Annotated in this window: 13 protein-coding genes and 3 pseudogenes; 8 read left to right on the forward strand and 8 right to left on the reverse strand. The window is 71.6% G+C overall.

The annotated features are described in order from the left end of the window. Window positions 1–6: 6 nt before the first annotated feature. Together ACXKR8_RS12420 and ACXKR8_RS12425 are read left to right on the forward strand one after the other, a co-directional pair. Window positions 7–660 carry a DJ-1/PfpI family protein gene (locus ACXKR8_RS12420; RefSeq protein WP_458272954.1) on the forward strand — a complete coding sequence of 218 codons (654 nt, stop codon included), beginning with the start codon at window positions 7–9 and terminating at the stop codon, window positions 658–660. Next, window positions 657–1,196 carry a MarR family winged helix-turn-helix transcriptional regulator gene (locus ACXKR8_RS12425; protein WP_458272955.1) on the forward strand — a complete coding sequence of 180 codons (540 nt, stop codon included), beginning with the start codon at window positions 657–659 and terminating at the stop codon, window positions 1,194–1,196. The genes ACXKR8_RS12420 and ACXKR8_RS12425 overlap by 4 nt, the downstream gene beginning before the upstream one ends. Window positions 1,197–1,245: 49 nt before the next feature. On the opposite strand, the gene ACXKR8_RS12430 is transcribed toward ACXKR8_RS12425, so the two are convergent. Continuing rightward, window positions 1,246–3,432, reverse strand: coding sequence for an MMPL family transporter (locus ACXKR8_RS12430; RefSeq protein ID WP_458272956.1), 2,187 nt, complete (start codon window positions 3,430–3,432; stop codon window positions 1,246–1,248). A 429-nt stretch (window positions 3,433–3,861) separates the two neighbouring features. On the opposite strand from ACXKR8_RS12430, the pseudogene ACXKR8_RS12435 reads away from it, so the two are divergent. Beyond that, window positions 3,862–6,116, forward strand: a pseudogene (locus ACXKR8_RS12435) (MMPL family transporter). A 70-nt stretch (window positions 6,117–6,186) separates the two neighbouring features. Here ACXKR8_RS12435 and ACXKR8_RS12440 read toward each other — a convergent pair. Both ACXKR8_RS12440 and ACXKR8_RS12445 read right to left on the reverse strand, forming a co-directional pair. Beyond that, entirely contained in the window at window positions 6,187–6,915 is a 729-nt protein-coding gene (locus tag ACXKR8_RS12440) for an exonuclease domain-containing protein (RefSeq protein ID WP_458272958.1), read from the reverse strand. Window positions 6,916–7,016: 101 nt separating this feature from the next. Next, entirely contained in the window at window positions 7,017–8,252 is a 1,236-nt protein-coding gene (locus ACXKR8_RS12445) for an SAV2148 family HEPN domain-containing protein (RefSeq protein ID WP_458272959.1), read from the reverse strand. Window positions 8,253–8,642: 390 nt separating this feature from the next. On the opposite strand from ACXKR8_RS12445, the gene glgX reads away from it, so the two are divergent. The 3 genes and pseudogenes from glgX to treZ all read left to right on the forward strand — a co-directional run bounded on the left by glgX (window position 8,643) and on the right by treZ (window position 15,146). Next, the gene (glgX, locus tag ACXKR8_RS12450; protein ID WP_458274964.1) at window positions 8,643–10,841 is read left to right on the forward strand and encodes a glycogen debranching protein GlgX; all 2,199 of its coding nucleotides are present in this window, start codon (window positions 8,643–8,645) and stop codon (window positions 10,839–10,841) included. 60 nt (window positions 10,842–10,901) lie between these two features. Next, the gene (gene treY / locus ACXKR8_RS12455) at window positions 10,902–13,391 is read left to right on the forward strand and encodes a malto-oligosyltrehalose synthase (protein ID WP_458272960.1); all 2,490 of its coding nucleotides are present in this window, start codon (window positions 10,902–10,904) and stop codon (window positions 13,389–13,391) included. Between the two features lies 1 nt (window position 13,392). Beyond that, window positions 13,393–15,146, forward strand: a pseudogene (gene treZ, locus ACXKR8_RS12460) (malto-oligosyltrehalose trehalohydrolase). Here the strand turns inward: treZ and coaE are convergent. Together coaE and rpsA are read right to left on the reverse strand one after the other, a co-directional pair. Further along, entirely contained in the window at window positions 15,143–15,748 is a 606-nt protein-coding gene (gene coaE, locus ACXKR8_RS12465; protein ID WP_458272962.1) for a dephospho-CoA kinase, read from the reverse strand. The pseudogene treZ and the gene coaE sit on opposite strands and share 4 nt — an antisense overlap. A gap of 102 nt (window positions 15,749–15,850) precedes the next feature. Then, window positions 15,851–17,371: a 30S ribosomal protein S1 gene (gene rpsA / locus ACXKR8_RS12470; RefSeq protein ID WP_458272963.1), complete on the reverse strand. Its 1,521-nt coding sequence runs from the start codon at window positions 17,369–17,371 to the stop codon at window positions 15,851–15,853. Window positions 17,372–17,761: 390 nt separating this feature from the next. On the opposite strand from rpsA, the gene ACXKR8_RS12475 reads away from it, so the two are divergent. Continuing rightward, window positions 17,762–18,598 (forward strand): class I SAM-dependent methyltransferase, encoded by an 837-nt coding sequence (locus tag ACXKR8_RS12475; protein WP_458272964.1) that lies wholly within the window; start codon window positions 17,762–17,764, stop codon window positions 18,596–18,598. Between the two features lie 102 nt (window positions 18,599–18,700). Here the strand turns inward: ACXKR8_RS12475 and ACXKR8_RS12480 are convergent. The 3 genes and pseudogenes from ACXKR8_RS12480 to polA form a co-directional block, all read right to left on the reverse strand. After that, window positions 18,701–19,558 (reverse strand): annotated as a pseudogene (locus ACXKR8_RS12480) (PorA family protein); the annotation flags it as partial. A 10-nt stretch (window positions 19,559–19,568) separates the two neighbouring features. After that, on the reverse strand, window positions 19,569–19,703 hold the full coding sequence (locus ACXKR8_RS12485) for an SPW_0924 family protein (RefSeq protein ID WP_458272965.1): 135 nt from the start codon (window positions 19,701–19,703) through the stop codon (window positions 19,569–19,571). A gap of 157 nt (window positions 19,704–19,860) precedes the next feature. After that, window positions 19,861–22,614 (reverse strand): DNA polymerase I, encoded by a 2,754-nt coding sequence (polA, locus tag ACXKR8_RS12490; protein ID WP_458272966.1) that lies wholly within the window; start codon window positions 22,612–22,614, stop codon window positions 19,861–19,863. A 150-nt stretch (window positions 22,615–22,764) separates the two neighbouring features. On the opposite strand from polA, the gene ACXKR8_RS12495 reads away from it, so the two are divergent. Beyond that, on the forward strand, window positions 22,765–23,229 hold the full coding sequence (locus ACXKR8_RS12495; RefSeq protein ID WP_458272967.1) for a PaaI family thioesterase: 465 nt from the start codon (window positions 22,765–22,767) through the stop codon (window positions 23,227–23,229). Window positions 23,230–23,269 lie beyond the last annotated feature (40 nt).

Consider the following 23,269-nt stretch of genomic DNA (forward strand, 5'->3'; position numbering starts at 1 on the left):
GCTGTCATGACATCAGCGACCGAGACTGAGACCACCACAGTTCATCTGTCCGTCTACGAGGGATTCGCCGACTGGGAGCCCGCCCTCGCCGTCGCCCAGATCCGCAGCGGCAGCTTCCAGCCCGGCGGCGCCGCCCGGCACCGGATCCGCATCGTTGGCGAGAGCCGGGAGCCGGTCCGCAGCATGGGCGGCCTGCTGGTCACCCCCGAGCTGACCCTGGACGAGCTCGACCCCGCCGACAGCGCCCTGCTGATCGTCCCCGGGGGCGGCGGCTGGCACGACGGCGACCGACACGCCGCCTTCCCGCGCAAGGCCCGCGCCTTTCTGGAGGCCGCGGTGCCGGTCGCCGCGATCTGCGACGGCACGGTCGGCCTGGCCCGCGAGGGCCTGCTGGACGACCGCGACCACACCAGCTCCGACGGCGGCTACCTGGCGGCGTCCAGCGGCTACCGGGGCAGCGAGCGCTACCGGGAGGCCGACGCGGTCCGCGACCGGGGGCTGATCACCGCGGGGCCGACCGACCCGGTCGCCTTCGCCCGCGAGATCTTCGCCGAGCTGGGGCTGTGGAGCCCGGAGGTACTGGCGGCCTGGTTCCGACTCTTCTCCCGCTCCGACCCGACCGCCTACGCCGACCTGATCCGCCTCACCACCGCCGCATGACCCGCACCCCCGCCCCGGCCACCGACGCTCCGAGCACCCCTGACGCCGGCACCAGCCCCGCAGCGGAGGCCCCCGCGGAGGCCCCCACCCCCGGCGCCCTGCTCTCCGCCGCCGCCCTCGGCAGCTTCCGCCTCAACGGCCAGTTCCTGGAGGTCGCCGAGCAGTTGGCCCGGCCGGCCGGCCTCACCGCCGCCTGGTGGCAGGTCCTGGGCGCGGTGCTGCACGAGCCGCTCCCGGTGGCGGGCATCGCCCGGGCCATGGGCATCACCCGGCAGAGCGTCCAGCGGATCGCCGACCTCCTGGTCGGCAAGGGCCTCGCCGTCTACGGGCCGAACCCGGCCCACCGCACCGCCAAGCTGCTGCACCCGACCGAGCAGGGCCGCGCCGCGATCCGCGAGATCGGTCCCGGGCACGCCGCCCTCGCCGCCCGCCTGCAGCACCGACTCGGCCCGGACGCCTTCGCGGCTGCCGTGGCCGCGCTGGAAGCGCTGTCGGCAGCGCTGGACGCAGAAGGCCGGGGCCGAGTCACACCCTGAGGTGCGACTCGGCCCCGGCCCGTTCCCACTGGTTGGACTGACTGAACTACTACCGCCGCGAGTCGGCGTCCTCGCCCACGGACGCACCCTCGTGCGCCGGGACATGACCGGCGACGATCACGCTGTCACCGTGCCCCGCTCCCGCCCGGTCCGCGTGGCCGGGCCACCAGGCGGCGTGCCCGATCAGCGCGGTCAGCGAGGGGGTGAAGAACAGCGCCATCACAAAGGCGGCCAGGAAGATGCCGAAGCTGAGCGCGAAGCCCATCTCGCTGAGGAAGGCGTTGCCGCCGATCATCAGCATCGCGAAGGTCGCGGCGAGGATGAAGCCCGCCGAGGCCACCGTCGGACCGGCGTGGCGCAGCGCCTCCGCTGCCGCCTCGCGCGGGTTGCGACCCGCCTTGGCCTCTTCCCGCAGTCGAGCGATCATGAGGATGTTGTAGTCGGTGCCGATCGCGACCACGAATAGATACATGATCACTGGCAGCATGAACATCAGGCCGCTGTCGCCCTTGACGTTCTGGAAGATCACCACCGTGGCGCCCAGGGTCGCACCGAAGCCGAGGGCGACCGAGGCCATCAGGTACCAGGGGGCGACGACACTGCGCAGCAGCAGCCCCAGGATGATCATGATGAGGAGCGCCGCGACCGGGAACACCGTCCGGTAGTCGTGGTTGATGGCCGCGTTGAAGTCCTTGTAGATCGCGGACATACCGCCGACCAGGGCCTTGCTGCCTGCGGGTGCGTTGGCGTGGGCGACGTCCCTGATCCCCTGGATCGACGACAGCGCCTGGTCGGTCTCCGCCCCGTACTTCAGCTGCACGGTGTAGTCGAGCGTCGCGCCGTCCTTGCTCACCTTGGGCCCGGTGACCTGGGCCACGCCCGGTGCGGCGCGCAGCTTGTCGGCGTAGCCGGACAGCGCCGCCTGGTCCAGCGGCTTGCCGTTCTGGTTGACCAGGAAGACGTCCGTGGGCTCGGCCGCGCCGGCCGAGTAGGCGGCGATCATGTCATTCTGGACGATCATGGAGTCCGCGGTCTTGGGCACCGCTCCGGCCGACAGGTCGAAGGTGGCCTTGAACCCGGTCATGCCCAGCGAGAGGGCGATCATCAGCACACCGGAGACCACGGCGATCAGGGCGGGCCGACGCTGGACGCCACGGCCGAGCGCGGCGAAGCGGGCGCCCTCGGGCTCGACCATCCACTTCTTGGACGGCCAGAACAGCGCCTTCGGCGGGATCAGCGAACCGATAGCCGGGAAGAGGGTCAGACCGGCGAGCAGGGTGACCGCCACGGCGATGGCCAGCGCGGGGCCCATCTGCTTGAGGAAGCCCACGCTGGAGAGCAGCAGCGCCAGGAAGGCGATGATGACCGCGCCGGCCGCCGAGGCGATGGCCTCGCCGACCCGGCCGACGGCGTTGATCATTGCTTCCTTGGAATCGTCCCCCGCCCGCAGTCGTTCGCGGTAGCGGAACATCAGGAAGAGGAAGTAGTCGGTGCCCACCCCGAGCAGCACCACCAGCAGGATCTGTGAGATCTGACTGTTGGCCTGCAGCCCGAAGAGCTTGGTCGCGTCGGCGATCAGCCCGTTGGCGGTGGTCGAGACCAGCGCCAGGATGGAGACCAGCGGAACCAGCGCCAGGATCGGCGACCGGAAGATCAGCAGCAGCGAGAGCAGGATCACCAGCACGGTGCCGATGCCCATCAGCTCGGTGCTCTTCTTGGACGCGTCCTGCTGGTCCAGCGCCGTGGCGGCGCTGCCGCCGACCTTGGCGGTCAGCCCGGTGCCCTTCAGCAGGTTCGGGATGTCCTCACGAATGGTCTTCGCCGCGGTGTTCTGCGCGGGCTGACCCGTCGTCTTGCTGTTCATCTGGACCAGCGCCGTGTCGTACTTGCCGTCCTTGGAGGGAGCCCCCGGGACGACCTTCTGGACCTGGTCGATCTTCTTGGCCTGCAGGCCCTTCGCCAGGGTGGCGACACTGGCCTTGTCCGCGGCCGTGAGCGCCTGCCCGTCGGCCCGCTGGACCAGCACGATCGCGGCCGGCGTGAAGGCGGCGGGGAAGGCGCTGGTCTGCACCTGGGAGGCCTGGATGGACTCGTAGCTCTTGGGAAGGAAGGAACCCTGGTCGCTGTTGGACGGCAGCGAGGGAGCCGTGAGGCCGATCGCGACGGCTGCGACCAGCCACGCCACGATCGTCCAGATCGGGTGACGCACGACGGTGCGTCCTATCCGGTGAAACATACGGGTGCGCCTCCAAGGCGTGGATCACTCCGCCCCGGCGACACTGCTCGGGAGGTGCGATCTGATCGGCAGAACTAGCCGGTCGGCAGGTAAGTATCGTTAAGCGGCATCATAGGAAACTGGCTAGCCGCCCGGCAAGTCAGGTCTTTGGTCCCGCTCGTACTCACGGAACCCTTAGCCGACCGCGCACCCTATCTTCACCCCTCCCCACCGGGTATTTCCTCGTCCCCCGGGTGGAGTCGCCTCCCCCTCAGGGCGGAGAAAATCAGGGTCGGGGGTAGGGGAAACCCCCGAGTGACCCTGGGGCAAAGCCCAGGAACCGCTCGCCCGCTGGCTGGATGTTCCGCTCCTCCCCCGCTCCGTAGCGTCATCTGTGTGCTTCACCACAAGCAGCGACCACCCACACAGGACCGATCCCAGGGGGACGACATGACACGCCATCAGCGGAATCCACAACGGAAGGCCGGCCTCGCCGCCGCCATCGGCGGTTGGAGCGCCCGGCACCGGAAGACCGCCGTGTTCGGCTGGCTGCTGTTCGTCGTCCTGGCCACGGTCCTCGGCGGGATGGCCGGCAGCGTCCACACCACCGACCAGGACGAGGGCATCGGCCAGTCCGGCCGGGCCGAGCAGATGATCGACCGGGCCGGGATCACCTCACCGGCCACCGAGACCGTGCTGATCCAGACCAAGGCCTTCACCGCCACCGACCCGCGCTTCCACGCCGCCGTCGACGACGCCATCGGCGCCGTCAAGGCCACCGGGGCGGCCTCCGCGGTGAAGTCCCCCTACACCGACGGCGCCATCGCGCCTGACCAGCACTCGGCGCTGATCACGGTCACCATGGCCGGCGACCCGGACACCGCCGGCGACCGGGTCGCCCCGGTGCTGGCCGCGGTCGCCGCCACCCAGGCCAAGCATCCGGAGCTGACCGTCCAGGAGTTCGGCGACGCCAGCGCCGACAAGTGGTTCAACGACTCGTTCACCCATGACTTCAGCCGGGCCGAGTGGACCGCGGTGCCGCTGGCGCTGGGCATCCTGCTGATCGCCTTCGGCGCGCTGGTGGCCGCCGTGCTGCCGGTGCTGCTCGCCCTCACCGCCTTCATCGCGGCCGGCGGACTGGTCGCCCTGAGCAGCCACTTCCTGCACACCAGCGACGACGCCTCCTCGGTGATGCTGCTGGTCGGACTGGCCGTCGGCGTCGACTACTGCCTCTTCTACCTGCGCCGCGAGCGTGAGGAGCGGGCCAGGGGACGCTCTGCGGAGGCCGCCCTCGCCATCGCCGCCGCGACCTCGGGACGCGCCGTCCTGGTCTCCGGGCTCACCGTGGTGGTGGCCATGGCCGGGATGTTCCTCACCGGGATCGCCGACTTCAAGGCCATGGGCATGGCCACCATCCTGGTCGTGATCACCGCCGTGCTCGGCTCGGTCACCGTGCTGCCGGCCCTGCTCTCGATGCTGGGCGACCGGGTCGCCAAGGGCCGCGTCCCCTTCCTGGGACGCCGGATGAACGCCCCACCAACGAGGCCGGCAGCCGCTTCTGGCGGGCCGTGCTCGGCCGGGTGCTGCGCCGTCCGGTCATCTCGGCCGGGATCGCCACCGCGTTCCTGCTGGCCCTGGCCGCGCCGCTGCTCGGCATGCACACCGCTAACCTGACCTTCGCCCAGCAGCTGCCCAAGGGCAACGCCCTGGTCGCGGCCCAGCAGCGGATCGCCGACGCCTTCCCCGGCAACCCCAACCAGGCCACCGTGGTGGTCACTTCCGATCAGATCGGCAGCCCGGCGATGACGGCCGCGCTGGCCGACTTCAAGAAGCAGGCGGTCGCCACCGGGCTGCTGCACGAGCCGATCACCGTCACCAGCTACCCCGCCAAGCACATCGAACTGGTGGACGTGCCGATGGCCGGCAGCGGCAATGACACCACCAGCGGCAAGGCGCTGACCGCGCTGCGCGGCACGGTCGTCCCGCACACCTTCGGCGCCGTCAGCGGCGCTCAGGCCGCGGTCACCGGGCAGACCGCGGGCTCGGAGGACTTCAACGCGCAGATGACCGGAAGCCTGCCGGCCGTGTTCGCCTTCGTGATGGGCTTCGCCTTCCTGCTGATGCTGCTGTCCTTCCGCTCGGTGACCGTCGCGATCACCGCGCTGGTGCTCAACCTGCTCTCGGTGGCGGCCTCCTACGGGGCGCTGACGCTGATCTTCCAGCACGGCTTCGGCGCCTCGCTGATCGGCACCTCGGGGGTCGGCGCGATCGAGAGCTGGGTCCCGCTGTTCCTCTTCGTCATCCTGTTCGGGCTGAGCATGGACTACCACGTGTTCGTGGTCTCCCGGATCAAGGAGGCCCACGACCGCGGCCTGGCCACCCGGGCGGCCGTCGCCCACGGCATCACCAGCACGGCCGGCGTGGTCACCAGCGCGGCGGCGATCATGGTCGCGGTGTTCGCGGTCTTCGGCACCCTGGACATGGAGTCCATGAAGCAGATGGGCATCGGCCTGGCCGTGGCCGTCCTGATCGACGCCACGATCATCCGCGCGGTGCTGCTGCCCTCACTGATGAGCCTGCTGGGCGAGCGCAACTGGTACCTGCCGAGCTGGCTCTCCTGGCTCCCCGACTTCGGCCACGGCGAGCCCGCGGTCGAGCCCGAGCGGGACGCCGACCTGGAGCCCGCCCCCCGGCTGACCGTCTGAAGCTGACCGTCTGACCCAGCGACACGGTCAGCAACGACCGGGCTGATCCGCTCCGCACGGGGGGAGCGGATCAGCCCTTCGTCGCGTCCACGGCCTCGCGCATCGGCCAACTGCCGTCCACCACGGCCTGCGGCTCCTTGCTCTTGCGGAGCCACTCCTGCAGGCTGCCGGCCCAGGAGGCGTGCCAGTCGACCTGGCGGCGGTGCAGCTCGGCCGGTTCCAGGCCGCCGACCTCGCCCGGGTACTTCCGGGCCAGCGCCAGCGCCACATGCAGCGCGGCCAGCGCGTCGCTGCCGGCCTGGTGGGCGTCGGCGAGCTCGACCCCGTAGACCGCGCAGGCGCTCTGCAGGGTGCGCGAGCCCTTGCGGTACTTGTCCACGGCGCGGTCCACCGTCAGCGGGTCGAGCACAGGACCGAGCGGGGCCCCGTCCAGCCGCTGCTCCAGCGAGGGCAGGCCGTGCCGCCGCAGTTCGGCGCTGAGCAGGCTGAGGTCGAAGGAGGCGTTGAAGACCACGACCTGGATCCCGGCCCGCCAGTACTCGCACAGCGCCGCGGCCACCTCGTCGGCGACCTCGGCGACCGGACGGCCCTCGGCGACGGCCCGCTCGGTGCTGATCCCGTGGATCGCGGCGGCCTCGGCCGGGATCGGCACACCGGGGTCGGCCAGCCAGTCCCGCTGCCGGACCACCTCGCCGCCCTTCGCCTCCACCAGGGCGGCGGTGACGATCCGCGACTCGGCCGTCTCGGTTCCTGTCGTCTCCAGGTCGAACCCGACCAGGGTTTCGTGCAGCCAGCTCATGCGCGTGTCGTCCTCTCGTCCGCGTGCTCCACCATCATCGCGTGCACCACTGACAACACCGACGGCGGCCTCAAGCCCAGGGGCTCCAAGCCGCAGGGCGGTCAGGAGACGGGTCTGGAGTCGCTCCAGACGCCCTCGAACTCCTCCTGGTACACCTGGAACAGCCCCGGCTCCGGCGGACGTCCGGACAGGATCGGCCCCGGGGTGCCGCCGCGCAGCACCAGCGCCGGGGACTCGATCCCGCGGGCCCGGCGCAGATAGGACTGGACGATGCCGAGCCCGTCCGGGCCGTCCCCGTCGACCAGGTAGGCGGTGAACCGGGGCAGTTCGTCGTAGACCCGGATCTCGAACGCGCCCGCGTCCCGCAGCCGGGCGCGGACCCGGCGGACATGCATGATGTTGGTCTCCACGGCCTTGCCCAGCTCGCCGCGGCCGAGGCCCAGCTCCCGCTCGCGGCGGCGCAGCGCGCTGCTCGCGGGGTTGAGGAAGAGCAGCCGGACCCGGCAGCCGCTGTCGGCCAGGCCGACCAGCCGCCGCCCGGTGAAGTTCTGGCAGAGCAGGTTGAGCGATATCCCTATCGCGTCCAGCCGCCGCGCCCCGGCCAGCAGGTCCTCCACCGGCAGGTCGCGCTGCAGCCTGACCCGGTCCGGGTGGACCCCGATCACGTCGGCGTAGCGGTCGCCGACCAGTTCCTCGACCACGTCCACCGGGGCCCGCAGCCCGCCCGCGTCGGCCCCGCCGTCCAGCAGCATCAGCAGCCGGACCGCGGCCCGCTCGGCCTGCGCCAGTACGTTCTCGGACAGCGCCCGGTTGCGGGAGACCACGTGCCGGGCCACCTCCAGCTCGTCCAGGGCGACCTCCACCTCCCGACGGTCGCTCAGATACGGCTCGAAGCAGGGCCAGTGCTGGATCATCAGCTCACGCAGCTGAGGCAGGGTCAGAAAGACCACCAGCGCGTCGTCGTCGGGATCCAGCAGATAGCCCTTGCGCCGGCTGACCTCGCGCACCGCGCCGGCCCGCTGCACCCACTCCTCGCCGGCCGGTCCGGCGGCGGCGATCACCCAGTCCTCGCCGTGCACCGGCTCGTAGACCGGGCGCAGCACCTCGGCGACGACGGAGCGCAGCCGCTGCTCGACCAGGTTGAGCCAGACATAGGCGCGGCCGGCCCGGCGGACCCGGAGCCTGGCCTCGTCCCAGGCGGCGGCGGGCCAGGCCAGGGAGGGCTCCAGCGGCCCCGGCTGGTGCGGCGCGGTCCGTCCGGACGCGGTGCGGACGACCGTGGTCGGGACCTCGCCCCGCACCGTGCCCCCTGCGGCACCCCCGTCGGGGACGACCATCCCGGACCTCACCGTTCCTCTCGTACAGCTCTCCGCGCGTCATCCCGCGGGCCACCGCGTGCACGTGAGTGCGCTGCGGGACAACGTACCGCGCCAGGAGGCCCGGAGTAGGCCGTCCGGGTGACTCCGAACGATCAAGAGTACTTTGTCACCATCCAGCCCGTCGTCCAAGCTGCTAGCGGGGTAGTGGAGTGGTGGCGGTACGTCACCCAGGCCCCCTGGGACACCCGTTCGGGCGAAGTACTATCGAAACCCCCATGAGCGGGTCACCGCTGAGACACCATGCGAAGGGACATGACGGGCTCTTTCCCTGGGCATAGGGCACGTGACAGTTGCCGATCCCCTCAACGGAGGGGGTCGGCGCGGCGCTATCGGGAGTTGTTGACGACGATGCAGGTCTGGCCGGGACATCCCTACCCCCTGGGTGCCACCTACGACGGCGCCGGAACCAACTTCGCCGTGTTCTCCGAGGTCGCGGAGCGAGTGGAGCTGTGCCTCCTCGCCGACGACGGCTCGGAGACCTCGGTGGAGCTGCGGGAGACCGACGCCTTCGTCCGGCACGCCTACCTGCCGGGGATCCAGCCCGGCCAGCGCTACGGCTTCCGGGTGCACGGCCCCTTCAAGCCGGAGCAGGGCGACCGCTGCAACGGCTCCAAACTGCTGCTGGACCCCTACGCCAAGGCCATGAGCGGCAGCATCGACTGGGACGAGTCCGTCTACGGCTACCACTTCAACTCGCCCGAGCAGCGGAACGACCTGGACTCCGCCCCGCACACCATGTCCTCGGTGGTGGTGAACCCCTTCTTCGACTGGGGCAACGACCGCCCCCCGCGCACCGACTACCACCGCACGGTCATCTACGAGGCCCATGTGAAGGGTCTGACGAACCTTCACCCCGGCATCCCGGACGAGATCCGCGGCACCTACGCCGGGATCGCGCACCCGGCCGTGATCGAGCACCTGGTGAAGCTGGGCGTCACCGCCATCGAGCTGATGCCGGTGCACCAGTTCGTCCACGACCACCGGCTGATGGACCTCGGCCTGGCCAACTACTGGGGCTACAACACCATCGGCTTCTTCGCCCCGCAGGGCGCGTACTCCTCGCTCGGGGACCGCGGCCAGCAGGTGCAGGAGTTCAAGTCGATGGTGAAGTCGCTGCACGCGGCCGGCATCGAGGTCATCCTCGACGTGGTCTACAACCACACCGCCGAGGGCAACCACCTCGGCCCCACGCTGGCCTTCCGCGGCCTGGACAACGCCGCGTACTACCGGCTGGCCGAGGACCGCCGCTACTACGAGGACACCACCGGCACCGGCAACAGCCTGCTGATGCGGCATCCGCACGTACTCCAGCTGATCATGGACTCGCTGCGCTACTGGGTCACCGAGATGCACGTCGACGGCTTCCGGTTCGACCTCGCGGCGACCCTGGCCCGGCAGTTCCACGAGGTGGACCGGCTGTCCTCGTTCTTCGACCTGGTCCAGCAGGATCCGGTGGTCTCCCAGGCCAAGCTGATCGCCGAGCCCTGGGACATCGGCGAGGGCGGCTACCAGGTCGGCAACTTCCCGCCGCTGTGGACCGAGTGGAACGGCCAGTACCGGGACACCGTCCGCGACCTGTGGCGCGGCGAGAACGCCGCGCTGGCCGAGTTCGCCTCCCGGCTGACCGGCTCCTCCGACCTCTACCAGGACGACGGCCGCCGGCCCATCGCCTCCATCAACTTCGTCACCTGCCACGACGGCTTCACCCTGCGCGACCTGGTCTCCTACAACAACAAGCACAACGACGCCAACCACGAGAACAACCGGGACGGCGAGAGCCACAACCGCTCCTGGAACTGCGGCGCCGAGGGCGAGACCGAGGACCCGGAGATCCTGGCGCTGAGAGGCCGTCAGCAGCGCAACTTCATCGCCACCCTGATGCTGTCCCAGGGCGTGCCGATGCTCTCGCACGGCGACGAGTTCGGCCGGACCCAGGGCGGCAACAACAACACCTACTGCCAGGACAGCGAGATCTCCTGGGTGAAGTGGCCGGACGCCGCGATCGGCCCGGTCCGGATGCCCACCGAGCCGCTCGGCTCCGGCAACGAGCACCCGGAGGAGATCGAGACCCCCAGCACCGAGGACCAGGCCGCGCAGCTGCTGGACTTCACCCGGCACATGGTCTGGCTGCGCCGGGACCACCCGGTGTTCCGCCGCCGCCGCTTCTTCCACGGCCGCCCGGTCTCCGGCACCCATGACGACCTCACCGACATCGCCTGGTTCACCCCGGCCGGCGAGGAGATGACCGACAAGGACTGGAGCGCCTCCTACGCCAAGTCGCTCAGCGTCTTCCTCAACGGCTACGCCATCTCCGAGCCGGACCGGCGCGGCGGTCGGATCACCGACGACTCCTTCCTGATGCTGTTCAACGCCGGGGACGCCGGCCTGGACTTCACCGTCCCGGTCAACCACGGCCGGGAGTGGCAGGTCGTGGTCGACACCGCGCTGCCGTGGACCATCGCGCCGGGGACCGGGGCCAAGATCCGGGCGGGCGACAGCGTGCACCTGACCGACCGCTCGATGATGGTGCTGCAGCGGCCGGCCTGACCGTTCACTCTGCTGGCCCGCCGGGTCGTGCGGGGCGCCCCGGCGGGGTAGGCGTAGGCCATGACCCCCGTACGCGTGAGCGCACCGACGGCCAGTTACCGCCTCCAGCTCCAGCCGGGCTTCGGTTTCGCCGAAGCCCGGCTCGCTGTGCCCTACCTGGCCCGGCTGGGGGTGTCGCACCTGCACCTCTCACCGGTCCTGGAGGCCGCCCCCGGCTCCACCCACGGCTACGACGTGGTGGAGCACAGCCGGATCAGCGAGCAGCTCGGCGGCGAGGACGGACCAGACGGCCTGCGCGCCCTGGCCGACGCGGCCCATGAGCACGGACTCGGGCTGATCGTGGACACCGTGCCCAACCACATGGCCGCCCCGGTCCCGGCCTCGCTGAACCAGGCCTGGTTCACCCTGCTCCGCGAAGGCCCCGACTCCGAATACGCGGACTGGTTCGACGTCGACTGGGCGGCCCAGGGCGGCCGGGTGATGCTGCCGGTGCTCGGCGACCGGCTGAGCGCCGAGCTGCCCGAGCTCAAGCGGGACACCCTGGACGGCGCGCCGGTGCTGCGCTACCACGACCAGGTGTTCCCGCTGCGGGCCGGCACCGAGCAGCTGCCGCTGACCGAGCTGCTGGACCGCCAGTTCTACCGGCTGGCCTGGTGGCGGCTGGCCCGGACCGAGCTGAACTACCGCCGCTTCTTCACCGTCTCCGACCTGGTCGGCGTCCGGGTCGAGCACCCCGAGGTGTTCCGGCGGACCCACGGCACGCTGCTGCGGCTGCACGCCGAGGGCGTCATCGACGGGTTCCGGATCGACCACCCGGACGGCCTGGCCGACCCGCGCGGCTATCTGCGCCGGCTGGCCGAGGCCACCGGCGGCGCCTATGTGGTGGTGGAGAAGATCCTCACCGGCGAGGAGGAGCTGCCCGCCGACTGGGAGTGCGCCGGCACCACCGGCTACGACGCGCTGCGCCGGATCGACGGGGTGCTGACGGACCGCCCGGGGGCGGCGGCGCTGGCCGAGGTCTACACCGGCTACCTGGGCACCGACAGCGCCGCGACCGCCGGCGCCACCACGGACAGCGCCACCCCCGACAGCGCTAGCGCCGCCGCCCGGCGCGGCCGGACCGAGATGACCGCGCCGCGGGGCGAGCTGGCGGCCGAGGTGAACCGGCTGGCCCGGGTCGCCGAGCGGGTCTGCGCGGAGGACCCCGCCCTGCGGGACCACCCCCGTTGGGCGCTGCGGCAGGCCCTGGCCGACACCCTCGCCGCCTACCCGGTCTACCGCCCCTACCCGGTCCCCGGCGAGCCGGACGCCCCGGCCGACCTGGAACGGCTCACCGCCGCCACCGCGGCCGCCCGGGCCCGGCTCGGTCCGGACCACGCCGCCACCGCCGACCTGGTCCGCGATCTGGCGCTGGGACGGCACGGCCGCAGCCCGGGCAAGGACGAGTTCCGGATACGGCTGGCGCAGACCGCCTCCGCGGTCGCCGCCAAGGGCGTCGAGGACACCGCCTTCTACCGCCGCTACCCGCTGCTGTCGCTGAACGAGGTCGGCGGCGAGCCGGGGCGGGCCGGACTGGCCCCGGAGGAGTTCCACGGCTACTGCGCCCGGATGCAGCGGGACCGCCCGGCCGCCATGACCGCGCTGTCCACCCACGACACCAAGCGCAGCGCGGACGCCAGGGCCCGGCTGGCCGTGCTGGCCGAGCTGCCCGCGGAGTGGGCCGATGAGATCGCCCGCTGGACCGCGCTCTGCCCCGAGCCGGTCGAGGATCCCAACGCCGCGTACCTGCTCTGGCAGACCGCCCTCGCTTCCTGGCCGATCGACGCCGACCGGCTGGCCGCGACCGCGCTGAAGTCGGTCCGCGAGGCCAAACTGCGCACCACCTGGACCGAGCCCGACGCCGAGTACGAACGCGCGGTCGAGCGGCTGGCCCGGTCGATCCCGGCCACCCCGGCCCTGGCCGCCGCGGTCGCCGCCTTCACCGAGCGGACAGCCCCGTACGCCCGGGTGAACACCCTCTCCTCGGCCCTGCTGCACCTGACCATGCCGGGCGTGCCCGACCTCTACCAGGGCAGCGAGGAGCCGCTGCGGACCCTGGTCGACCCCGACAACCGGCACCCGGTGGACCTGGCCGGCCTGGCCGCCCGGCTGGACTCTGCCGATGCGGAGGCCGACCCGGAGGCCGACCCGGAGGCCGCCGCCGCGGCCGAACCGCTGCAGTTCGAGAAGCTGCACCTGACCGCCACCGCGCTGCGGCTGCGCCGGGCCCGCCCGGAGAGCTTCGCCGGCTCCTACACCCCGGTCGACGCGGATCCCCATCTGGTCGCTTATCGCCGCGGCGAGGACGTGCTCGCCGTGGCCACCCGGCTGCCGCTGGGCCTGGAGCGACGCGGCGGCTGGACCACCGAGACGATCACCCTGCCCCCGGGCCGCTGGACCGAGGCCCTGTCCACCCGCGACGGCTTCCACGGCGCCGTCCGCCTCGCCGACCTGCTGGCCCACCTCCCGGTCGCCCTGCTCACCCGCGACCCCGCCTCCACGGAGCTCTGACGTGCACCGCTTCGAACTCTGGGCCCCTCCGCCGACCACCGCGCCACCCTGGACCTGGACGGCGCCGCCCACCCCATGCGCCGCGACCCCGACCGCCCCGGCTGGTGGCTGGCCGAGGCCGACGCCGACCCGGACGGCAGCCGCTACGGCTACCGGCTGGACGACGATCCACTGCTGCTCCCCGACCCGCGCTCACCGCGCCAGCCGGACGGGCCCGACGGACCGTCACAACTGGTGGACCACAGCGCCTTCCGCTGGTCCGACACCCCCTGGCAGGGCCGCGCCCTGCCCGGCAGCAGCATCTACGAGCTGCACATCGGCAGCTTCACCCCCGAGGGCACCTTCGACGCCGCCGCCGCCCGTCTCGACCACCTGGTGGAGCTGGGCGTGGACCTGGTCGAGCTGATGCCGGTCTGTCCCTTCCCCGGCACCCACGGCTGGGGCTACGACGGCGTCTCGCTGTGGGCGGTGCACGAGCCCTACGGCGGGCCCGAGGGCCTGAAGCGCTTTGTCGACGCGGCCCATCGCCGAGGCCTGGGCGTGGTGCTGGACGTGGTCCACAACCACCTCGGCCCCTCCGGCAACTACCTGCCCCGCTTCGGCCCCTACTTCACCGAGCGGCACCACACCCCCTGGGGTGCGGCGGTGAACCTGGACGCGCCCGGCTCCGACGAGGTGCGCGACTACCTGATCGGCAGCGCGCTGAGCTGGCTGCGCGACTACCGCATCGACGGGCTGCGGCTTGACGCGGTGCACGCCCTGGTGGACACCCGCGCCCTGCACTTCCTGGAGCAGCTCTCCACCGCCGTGGACGGGCTGGCCGCCGCCACCGGCCGCCCGCTGTTCCTGATCGGCGAATCCGACCTCAACGACCCTCGCCTGATCACCCCGCGCGAGGCCGGCGGCCTCGGCCTCAGCGCCCAGTGGAGCGACGACCTCCACCACACCCTGCACACCACCCTCACCGGCGAGGCCGGCGGCTACTACGCCGACTTCGCCGTCGCCCCGCTGGCCGGGCTCGCCCGGACCCTCACCCACGGCTGGTTCCACGGCGGCGGCTGGTCCTCGTTCCGGGGCCGCAGCCACGGCCGCCCGCTGGACCGGACCCGCACCCCGGCCCACCGGCTGCTCGGCTATCTGCAGACCCACGACCAGATCGGCAACCGGGCGCTGGGCGACCGGCTCTCCGCCACCGTCGACCCGGGGCTGCTGGCGGGCGGCGCCGCGCTGGTGCTGACCGGACCGTTCACCCCGATGCTGTTCATGGGCGAGGAGTGGGGCGCCGGCACCCCCTGGCAGTACTTCACCGACCACCAGGACCCGGCCCTGGCCGAGGCGGTACGAACCGGGCGCCGCCGCGAGTTCGCCGCCCACGGCTGGTCCCCCGAGGAGGTCCCGGACCCGCAGGCGGCGGCCACCTTCCTCGGCTCCAAGCTCGACTGGACCGAGCCGGACCGCAAGCCCCACGCCGAGCTGCTCGGCTGGTACCGCACCCTGCTGGCGCTGCGGCGGACCCACCCGGAGTTCACCGACCCGGACCTGTCCGCGGTCCGGGTCGACTTCGACGAGGAGGCCCGCTGGCTGGTGCTGCACCGGGGCCGGTTCCGCACCGCGGTCAACCTCTCCGACCAGGAACGGACCGTCCCGCTGGGCGCGGCCTTCGCGGACGCGCTCGCCGGCTACGGCTCCTACCGGGGTTCGGGGGACACCGTTACGCTCGCGGCCCGCTCGGCGGCGGTCATCCTGACCAGTTAACCCTGGTCGGTCGCGCGGAGCCGCAGTTCGGCCCAGAGGGTCTGCAGCTGCGGCTCCAGCCGCTCCAGCGGGCCGTCGTTGTCGATCACCAGATCGGCGATGGCGAGCCGCTCCTCGCGGCTCGACTGCGCGGCCATCCGGGCCCGCGCCTCGCCCTCGGCCATCCCGCGGAGCCGCACCAGGCGATCCAGCCGGGTGTCGTCGGCCGCGTCCACGACGACGACCAGGTCGTAGCGGGAGGAGAGCTTGTTCTCGGTCAGCAGCGGGACGTCGTGGACCACCACGTCGTCCGGCCCGGCCTGGGCGGCGAGTTCCGCGGAGCGGTGGCCGACCAGGGGGTGCACGATCGCGTTCAGCGCGGCGAGGCGGGCCGGGTCGGCGAAGACCACGGAGCCGAGCTTCGGCCGGTCCAGCGCGCCGTCCGGCAGCAGCACGTCCGTCCCGAACTCGGCCACGACGGCAGCGAGGCCGTCCGTTCCGGGCGCGACCACCTCCCGCGCGATCAGGTCAGCGTCCACGACCACCGCGCCCAGGGCGCCGAGCCGCCGCGACACCTCGCTCTTGCCCGCACCGATGCCGCCCGTAAGGCCCACTCTCAACATGACCGCAGCTTAACGGGGGCGGTGCATGCAGAAGGACCCCCACCCAGGTGACCGGGTGGGGGTCCTTCGCTGTCAAGCTACCTACTGCTCAGCGCACAGCGCTCAGCTCTGGCCGCCCGCGAGCTTCTCGCGCAGCGCGGCGAGGGCCTCGTCGGTCGCCAGGGCGCCCGAGGTCTCGTCGCTGCTCGAGGAGTACGAACCGCCGGAGAGCGCACTGGCGGCACCCGCACTCGCGGCACCGGCCTCGGGAGCCGCACCCTCGCCCGCCGCAGCGGCCTCGGCGTCGGCCTCGCGGCTCTTGATGACCTGGGCCTGGTGCTGCTCGAAGCGCTGCTGCGCCTCGGCGTACTGGCCCTCCCAGGTCTCGCGCTGCTTCTCGAAGCCGGGCAGCCAGTCGTTCGCCTCGGGGTCGAAGCCCTCCGGGTAGATGTAGTTGCCCGCATCGTCGTAGGAGGCAGCCATGCCGTAGAGGGTCGGGTCGAACTCGACCGTCGCCGGGTCGGCACCGAGGGACTCGTTGGCCTGCTTCAGCGAGAGGCTGATGCGACGACGCTCGAGGTCGATGTCGATGACCTTGACGAAGATCTCGTCGCCGACCTGGACGACCTGCTCCGGGATCTCCACGTGGCGCTCGGCCAGCTCGGAGATGTGGACCAGGCCCTCGATGCCCTCGTCGACGCGCACGAACGCACCGAACGGAACCAGCTTGGTGACCTTACCGGGGACGACCTGACCGATCTGGTGCGTCCGCGCGAACTGCTGCCACGGGTCCTCCTGGGTCGCCTTCAGCGACAGGGAGACGCGCTCGCGGTCCATGTCAACGTCGAGAACCTCGACGGTGACCTCCTGGCCGACCTCGACAACCTCGGACGGGTGGTCGATGTGCTTCCAGGACAGCTCGGAGACGTGCACCAGGCCGTCGACGCCGCCCAGGTCCACGAAGGCACCGAAGTTGACGATGGAGGAGACGACGCCGGAGCGCACCTGACCCTTCTGCAGGGTGGTGAGGAAGGTCTGACGGACCTCGCTCTGGGTCTGCTCCAGCCAGGCACGGCGGGACAGGACCACGTTGTTGCGGTTCTTGTCCAGCTCGATGATCTTGGCCTCGAGCTCCTTGCCCACGTAGGGCTGGAGGTCGCGGACACGACGCATCTCGACCAGCGAGGCCGGCAGGAAGCCACGAAGGCCGATGTCGAGGATGAGACCACCCTTGACGACCTCGATGACGGTACCGGTGACGATGCCGTCCTCTTCCTTGATCTTCTCGATCGTGCCCCAGGCGCGCTCGTACTGAGCCCGCTTCTTGGACAGGATGAGACGACCCTCCTTGTCCTCCTTCTGGAGAACAAGGGCCTCGATGTTGTCGCCGACCTTGACGACGTCATGGGGATCGACGTCGTGCTTGATGGACAACTCGCGGGACGGGATGACGCCCTCGGTCTTGTAACCGATGTCGAGGAGAACCTCGTCACGGTCGACCTTCACGATGATGCCCTCGACGATGTCGCCATCGTTGAAGTACTTGATGGTTTCGTCGATCGCCGCGAGGAAGGCTTCTGCGTCGCCGATGTCGTTGACCGCCACCTGCGGGGTGGTACGGGCCTCAGTGCTGCTGGTCGTCATTAGGAAGGGGGCTCCGGATACGGGCATGAAGTCGTAGGTACTACTACGCCGGGGACCCGTTATCGCTCCACCGAAGACGAGACAGGGCAGAGCCGGAGTATCGAAACCTCCCGACATGCTCCGAGGAGCAACGATCCGGAAGCCGATACCCCGAAACGTCTGAAAACTGTGGGGTCTTCAACAGATGCGAGCGCGACCTACTCCGTCCGAGGCGCGCAGGCCCGCAGCGCAACTTGTAGCATACGGGGCCAGCCAGGCATGGTCAATGCGGTATGCCGCAGTGCGGGAGACCCCCACACAGACCGGGCTGAACCGGTCATTCCGGCACACGCACGGCGACCATTCCGACGACGCCCGACGCTACACAGCCAAGGCTACGCTACTGCCGAGATGACCGAGCACACCGCAAGCACCGATGACGATTCCGAGGCCGTGCGCCGCCACGCGGACACCGCCGAGAGCAGCAGCGCCAACCGCCACTGGTGGGACCGCAACGCCGACGACTACCAGGACGAGCACGGCTCCTTCCTCGGCGACGCCCGCTTCACCTGGTGCCCCGAAGGACTGGACGAGGCCGAGGCCCGGCTGCTCGGCGACCCGGCCGAGCTGCGCGGCCGCCGCGTCCTGGAGATCGGGGCCGGCGCCGCCCAGTGCTCCCGCTGGCTGGTGGCCCAGGGGGCCAGGCCGGTGGCGCTGGACCTGTCGCACCGCCAGCTGCAGCACTCGCTGCGGATCGACCAGGGGCTCGGCTGGCCGCCGGTCCCGCTGGTGCAGGCGGACGCGACCGTACTGCCCTTCGCCGACGCCAGCTTCGACCTGGCCTGCTCCGCGTACGGGGCGGTGCCCTTCGCCGCCGACACGCTGCGGCTGATGCGGGAGGTGCACCGGGTGCTGCGTCCGGGCGGGCGCTGGGTCTTCTCGGTCACCCACCCGGTCCGCTGGGCCTTCCCGGACGAGCCGGGCCCGGAGGGGCTGACCGCCCTGTCCTCCTACTTCGACCGCACCCCCTATGTCGAGCAGGACGAGGAGGGCAACGCCGTCTATGTGGAGCACCACCGGACCCTGGGCGACCGGGTGCGCGAGCTGGTCTCAGCCGGATTCGACCTGGTCGACCTGGTCGAGCCCGAGTGGCCGGACGGACTGACGCAGGAGTGGGGCGGCTGGAGCCCGCTCCGGGGCCGGCACCTGCCGGGCACGGCGATCTTCGTCAGCACCCGGCGGAGCTGACGGCTCCGGCGCTGACGGCTCTCGGTCGCGCCACTCCAGCAGGAGGGCGGCGCCGAGCAGCAGCAGGGCCAGGGGCGGCGCCCCCCACGGGACGTAGTCGCGCAGGGCGAGCACCAGCTGGCGTTCGCCCTTGACCTGGGCGACGGTGGCGGCCAGGTAGTCGGGGCGGATCTTCACATCCCCGTTGAAGATGACGACCGGCGCCTTGTGCGCGCTCGCCGGGAAGCGCAGCTGCTCGCGGTGCTGCTCCTCGCCGTTGACCGGGGCGCCGGTGACCGGGTCGACCCAGAAGTCACGCACGGTGGTGTACCAGCGCTGCAGCCCGGAGCTCGCGATGCTGGCCGGGGTCATCCCGTCGATGCCGGCCGGCATGGTCTTCGGGAAGCCGACCTGGGTCCACGGGACGGTCTCCTGGAAGTGGTAGACCCGCAGCCCCCGGTAGGTCTCGGTGCCCAGGTAGCGGATCGGCGCGGAGCTGCGGGTCTGCGGGTCGTAGTACTGGTAGTCGCGGGGCTGGGTGTCGAAGGGGAACTTGTACTCGATGCCGGTGCGGGTCACCGGGTCGCCGTCCACGCTCTCGCCGCAGCAGTGCACCGGCTCCTGGGTGTGCGCGTCGTAGACATAGACCTCGGGGATGGCCGAGATCATCTTTCCGTCGTCGCCGAGGACGTAGGAGAGGGTGTCCCAGACCACCACGTCGCGCCCGGTGCGCTTCTTCTCCGCGGCAGCCGCGGCGGCGTCCCCCTTGAGGGTCTGCACGATGGTGACGGTGCGGTGCGGGACGCCGGTGAGCGTGCTGTAGTCGATCAGGGTGGCGTCCTTCGCCTGCAGCACCACGGCCTGGTAGGTGTTCGCCGGGACCTCGACCACCCGCGGGTAGTCGTACCAGCGCAGCAGCGGTCCGAGCGCGGCCAGGAAGGCGGCGACGGCGACCAGGAGCAGGCTCGACCTGCGACGCACGGCCGGCCCCCTAGGGATGCGCCGGAGCGCTGGTCAGCAGGGGCTTGGGGGAGGTGGGTCCGCCCTGGTGCGCGAGCGGCACCAGGACCAGGGCCACCCCCAGCGCCAGCACCATCCCGATCGCCGCAGCCAGCACCGCGCGCATGGGCCACCGCCTCCTCGTCTCGACGGCCCGCACCGTAACCCCTGGGCGTTGAGATGAGAACACGTTCTACCCAATTGCCGGGCCCGTGCGCAGCGCGCCCCCCGCCGGGTGGGCGTTGCGCTGACCCTCCCTCACATCCATTGGTGCGTCCGGGACTTCAGTGCGCCGCGGTCTCCCAGTCCCGGCCGCAGCCCACCGAGACGTCCAGCGGGGCGCGCAGCGGGTACGCCCCGGCCATCTCCCGGCGGACCAGCTGCTCCACCTGCTCCCGCTCGCCCGCGGCGACCTCCAGCACGATTTCGTCGTGCACCTGGAGCAGCATCCGGGTGGAGAGCCCGGCGGCGGTCAGCGCCGCGTCCACGTTCAGCATCGCGATCTTGACGATGTCCGCGGCCGAGCCCTGGATCGGCGCGTTCAGCGCCATCCGCTCGGCCATCTCCCGGCGCTGGCGGTTGTCGCTGGTCAGGTCGGGGAGGTAGCGGCGGCGGCCGAGCACGGTCTCGGTGTAGCCGGTGGTGCGGGCCTCGTCCACGACCCGGCGCAGGTAGTCCTGGACTCCGCCGAAGCGCTCGTAGTAGGTGTCCATCAGCCCCTGCGCCTCCTTGGTGGCGATGTTCAGCTGCTGCGACAGCCCGAACGCCGAAAGACCGTAGGCCAGGCCGTAGGACATGGCCTTGATCTTGCGCCGCATCTCCGCGTCCACGGCGGCCGGTTCGACCGAGAAGACCTGGGAGCCGACCGTGGTGTGCAGGTCCTCGCCGCTGTCGAAGGCGGCCAGCAGCGCCTCGTCCTCGGAGAGGTGCGCCATGATCCGCAGCTCGATCTGGCTGTAGTCGGCGGTCAGCAGCTCCTGGTAGCCCGCGCCGACCACGAAGGCCCGGCGGATCATCCGACCCTCCTCGGTGCGGACCGGGATGTTCTGCAGATTGGGGTCGGTGGAGGACAGCCGGCCGGTGGCGGCGACCATCTGGTTGAAGGTGGTGTGGATCCGGCCGTCCGCGGCGACGGTCTTGATCAGGCCCTCGACCGTGCTGCGCAGCCGGGTCTGGTCCCGGTGCCGGAGCAGCAGCACCGGCAGCTCGTGCGGGGTCTGCGCGGCCAGCCAGATCAGCGCGTCGGCGTCGGTGGTGAACCCGGTCTTGATCTTCTTGGTCTTGGGCAGGCCCAGCTCGGTGAAGAGGATCTCCTGCAGCTGCTTGGGCGAGCCGAGGTTGAACTCGTGGCCGACGGCGGCGTGCGCCTCCTTGACCGCCTGCTGGACGGCCGCGCCGAACTGGATCTCCAGCTGGGTGAGCCACTCCCGGTCGGCGGCGATCCCGGCCCGCTCCATCCGGGCCAGCAGGGTCGCGATCGGCAGCTCGACGTCCCGCATCAGCTCCAGCGCGCCGTCCTTGGCCAGCCGCACCTCGAACACCTCGGCGAGATCCAGCACGGTGCGGGCGTGCACCATCAGCAGCTGGGCGGCGGCCAGCGCCTCGTCGGCGGCGTCGGCGGCGTCCTCGCCGAAGGCCAGCTGCCCGCTGTCGGCGGTGATGGCCGTGCCGAGCTGCCGGCCCAGGTACTCCTCGGCCAGGACGTCCAGGCCGAAGGTGCGCCGACCCGGCTTCTCCAGATAGGCGGCCAGGGCGCTGTCGGCGACCACCCCGGCGATCTGCCAGCCGTGCTCGGCGAAGGCCCGGATCACCTGCTTGGCGATGTGCAGCGCCTTGGGGCGCTCCGGGTCGGCCAGCCAGCCGGCCAGGGCCTGCTCGTCCGCCTCGGCCAGCGCGGTCGGGTCCAGCCAGCCGGTCGGGCCGCCCTCGACGGCCAGCGCCACCGCGGTGACCCGGCCCTCGCCGAGGGCCCAGGTGTAGTCGGCGGCCAGCCCGGTGCGGGCCGCGCCGGAGGCGTGCTCGGCCAGCCAGGCGGCGACCGCGCCCTCGGCGGTGAGCAGCTCGCCCTCGACCTCGATGCCGGGCGCGGCGGGCGGCCCGGCCGGCTGCTCGGCGCCCTCGGCCCCGGGGTCGACCGCGAACAGCCGGTCCCGCAGCGCCTGGTGGCGGAACTCCAGGGTGTCCAGCAGCAGCACCGTGGCGTCCCGGTCGTAGGGCTTGCGGCCCAGGTCCTCGACGCCGAGCGGCAGTTCCACGTCCCGGACCAGCTCGGTCAGCTCGCGGTTGAGCTTCACCGCGTCCAGGCCGGCCCGCAGCTTCTCGCCGATCTTGCCCTTGACCTCGTCCACGTGGTCCACCAGCTCGGCGAAGGAGCCGTACTGGCCGATCCACTTGGCGGCGGTCTTCTCGCCCACGCCGGGGATGCCGGGCAGATTGTCGGACGGGTCGCCGCGCAGCGCCGCGAGGTCCGGGTACTGGGCCGGGGTGACGTTGTACTTCTCGAGCACCTTCTCCGGGGTGTAGCGGGTCATCTCGGAGACGCCCTTGGTCGGGTAGAGGACGGTGACGTCCTCGGTGACCAGCTGCAGCGCGTCCCGGTCGCCGGTGAGGATCAGCACCTCGTAGCCGTCCGCCGCGGCGCGGGTGGCCAGGGTGGCGATGATGTCGTCCGCCTCGAACTCGGCCAGCCGCAGATGCGGCACCTGCATCGCGTCCAGCAGCTCGCTGACCAGCTCCACCTGGCCCCGGAACTCCTCCGGGGAGGCCGAGCGGTTGGCCTTGTACTCCGGGTAGATCCCGGCCCTGAAGGTCTTCCTGGACACGTCGAAGGCCACCGCGAAGTGGGTCGGGGCCTCGTCCCGGAGGATGTTGGCGACCATCGAGGCGAAGCCGTACACCGCGTTGGTGGGCTGCCCGGTGCTGGTGGCGAAGTTCTCCGCGGGGAAGGCGTAGAAGGCCCGGTAGGCCATCGAGTGGCCGTCGAGGAGCAGCAGCCGGGGCCGCGCTTCCTTAGTGCTGTTGCCGGTCCTGCTCGCCATCGCTGCCACCGTTTCCACCGTCGAGCCTCACTGCCGAGAGAAATCCTATGGCCCGCCACTGACAACACCGCCCACCGGCGACGCGCGCCGGAGTCGTACGATCGCTGACAGTCCGACGCACCCAGTCCGACCACCGACATCAGGAGCACCATGTCCGAGCGGCACCCGGAGTCCGGCCTCACCCTCAACCTCCCCCAGGACGTGATCGACCACTTCGCCAAGCTCGGCGTCGAGCCCTCCACCTTCTCCGGGGGCGAGTTCGGCGAACGGCTGGGCATCCGGATCGTCGAGGCCTCCCCCGAACGTGTCGTCGGCACCATGCCGGTGGAGGGCGCCCGGCAGCCCTACGGCCTGCTGCACGGCGGCGCCTCGGCCGCCCTGGCCGAGACCCTCGGCTCGGTCGGCGCGATGCTGCACGCCGGACCGGGCCGCTACGCGGTGGGCGTGGACCTCAACGCCACCCACCACCGCTCGGCGACCTCGGGCCTGGTCACCGGCGTCGCCACCGCGGTCTTCCGCGGCCGCACCGCCGCCACCTACGAGGTCGCGATCACCGACGACCAGGGCCGCCGGATCACCAGCTGCCGCCTCACCTGCATGCTGCGCGACACCTGAGCCGCCGCCCGACCCGGCGCGGTCCCGGCGCGGTCCCGGC

The sequence above is a fragment of the Streptacidiphilus sp. PAMC 29251 genome, from assembly GCF_054208735.2.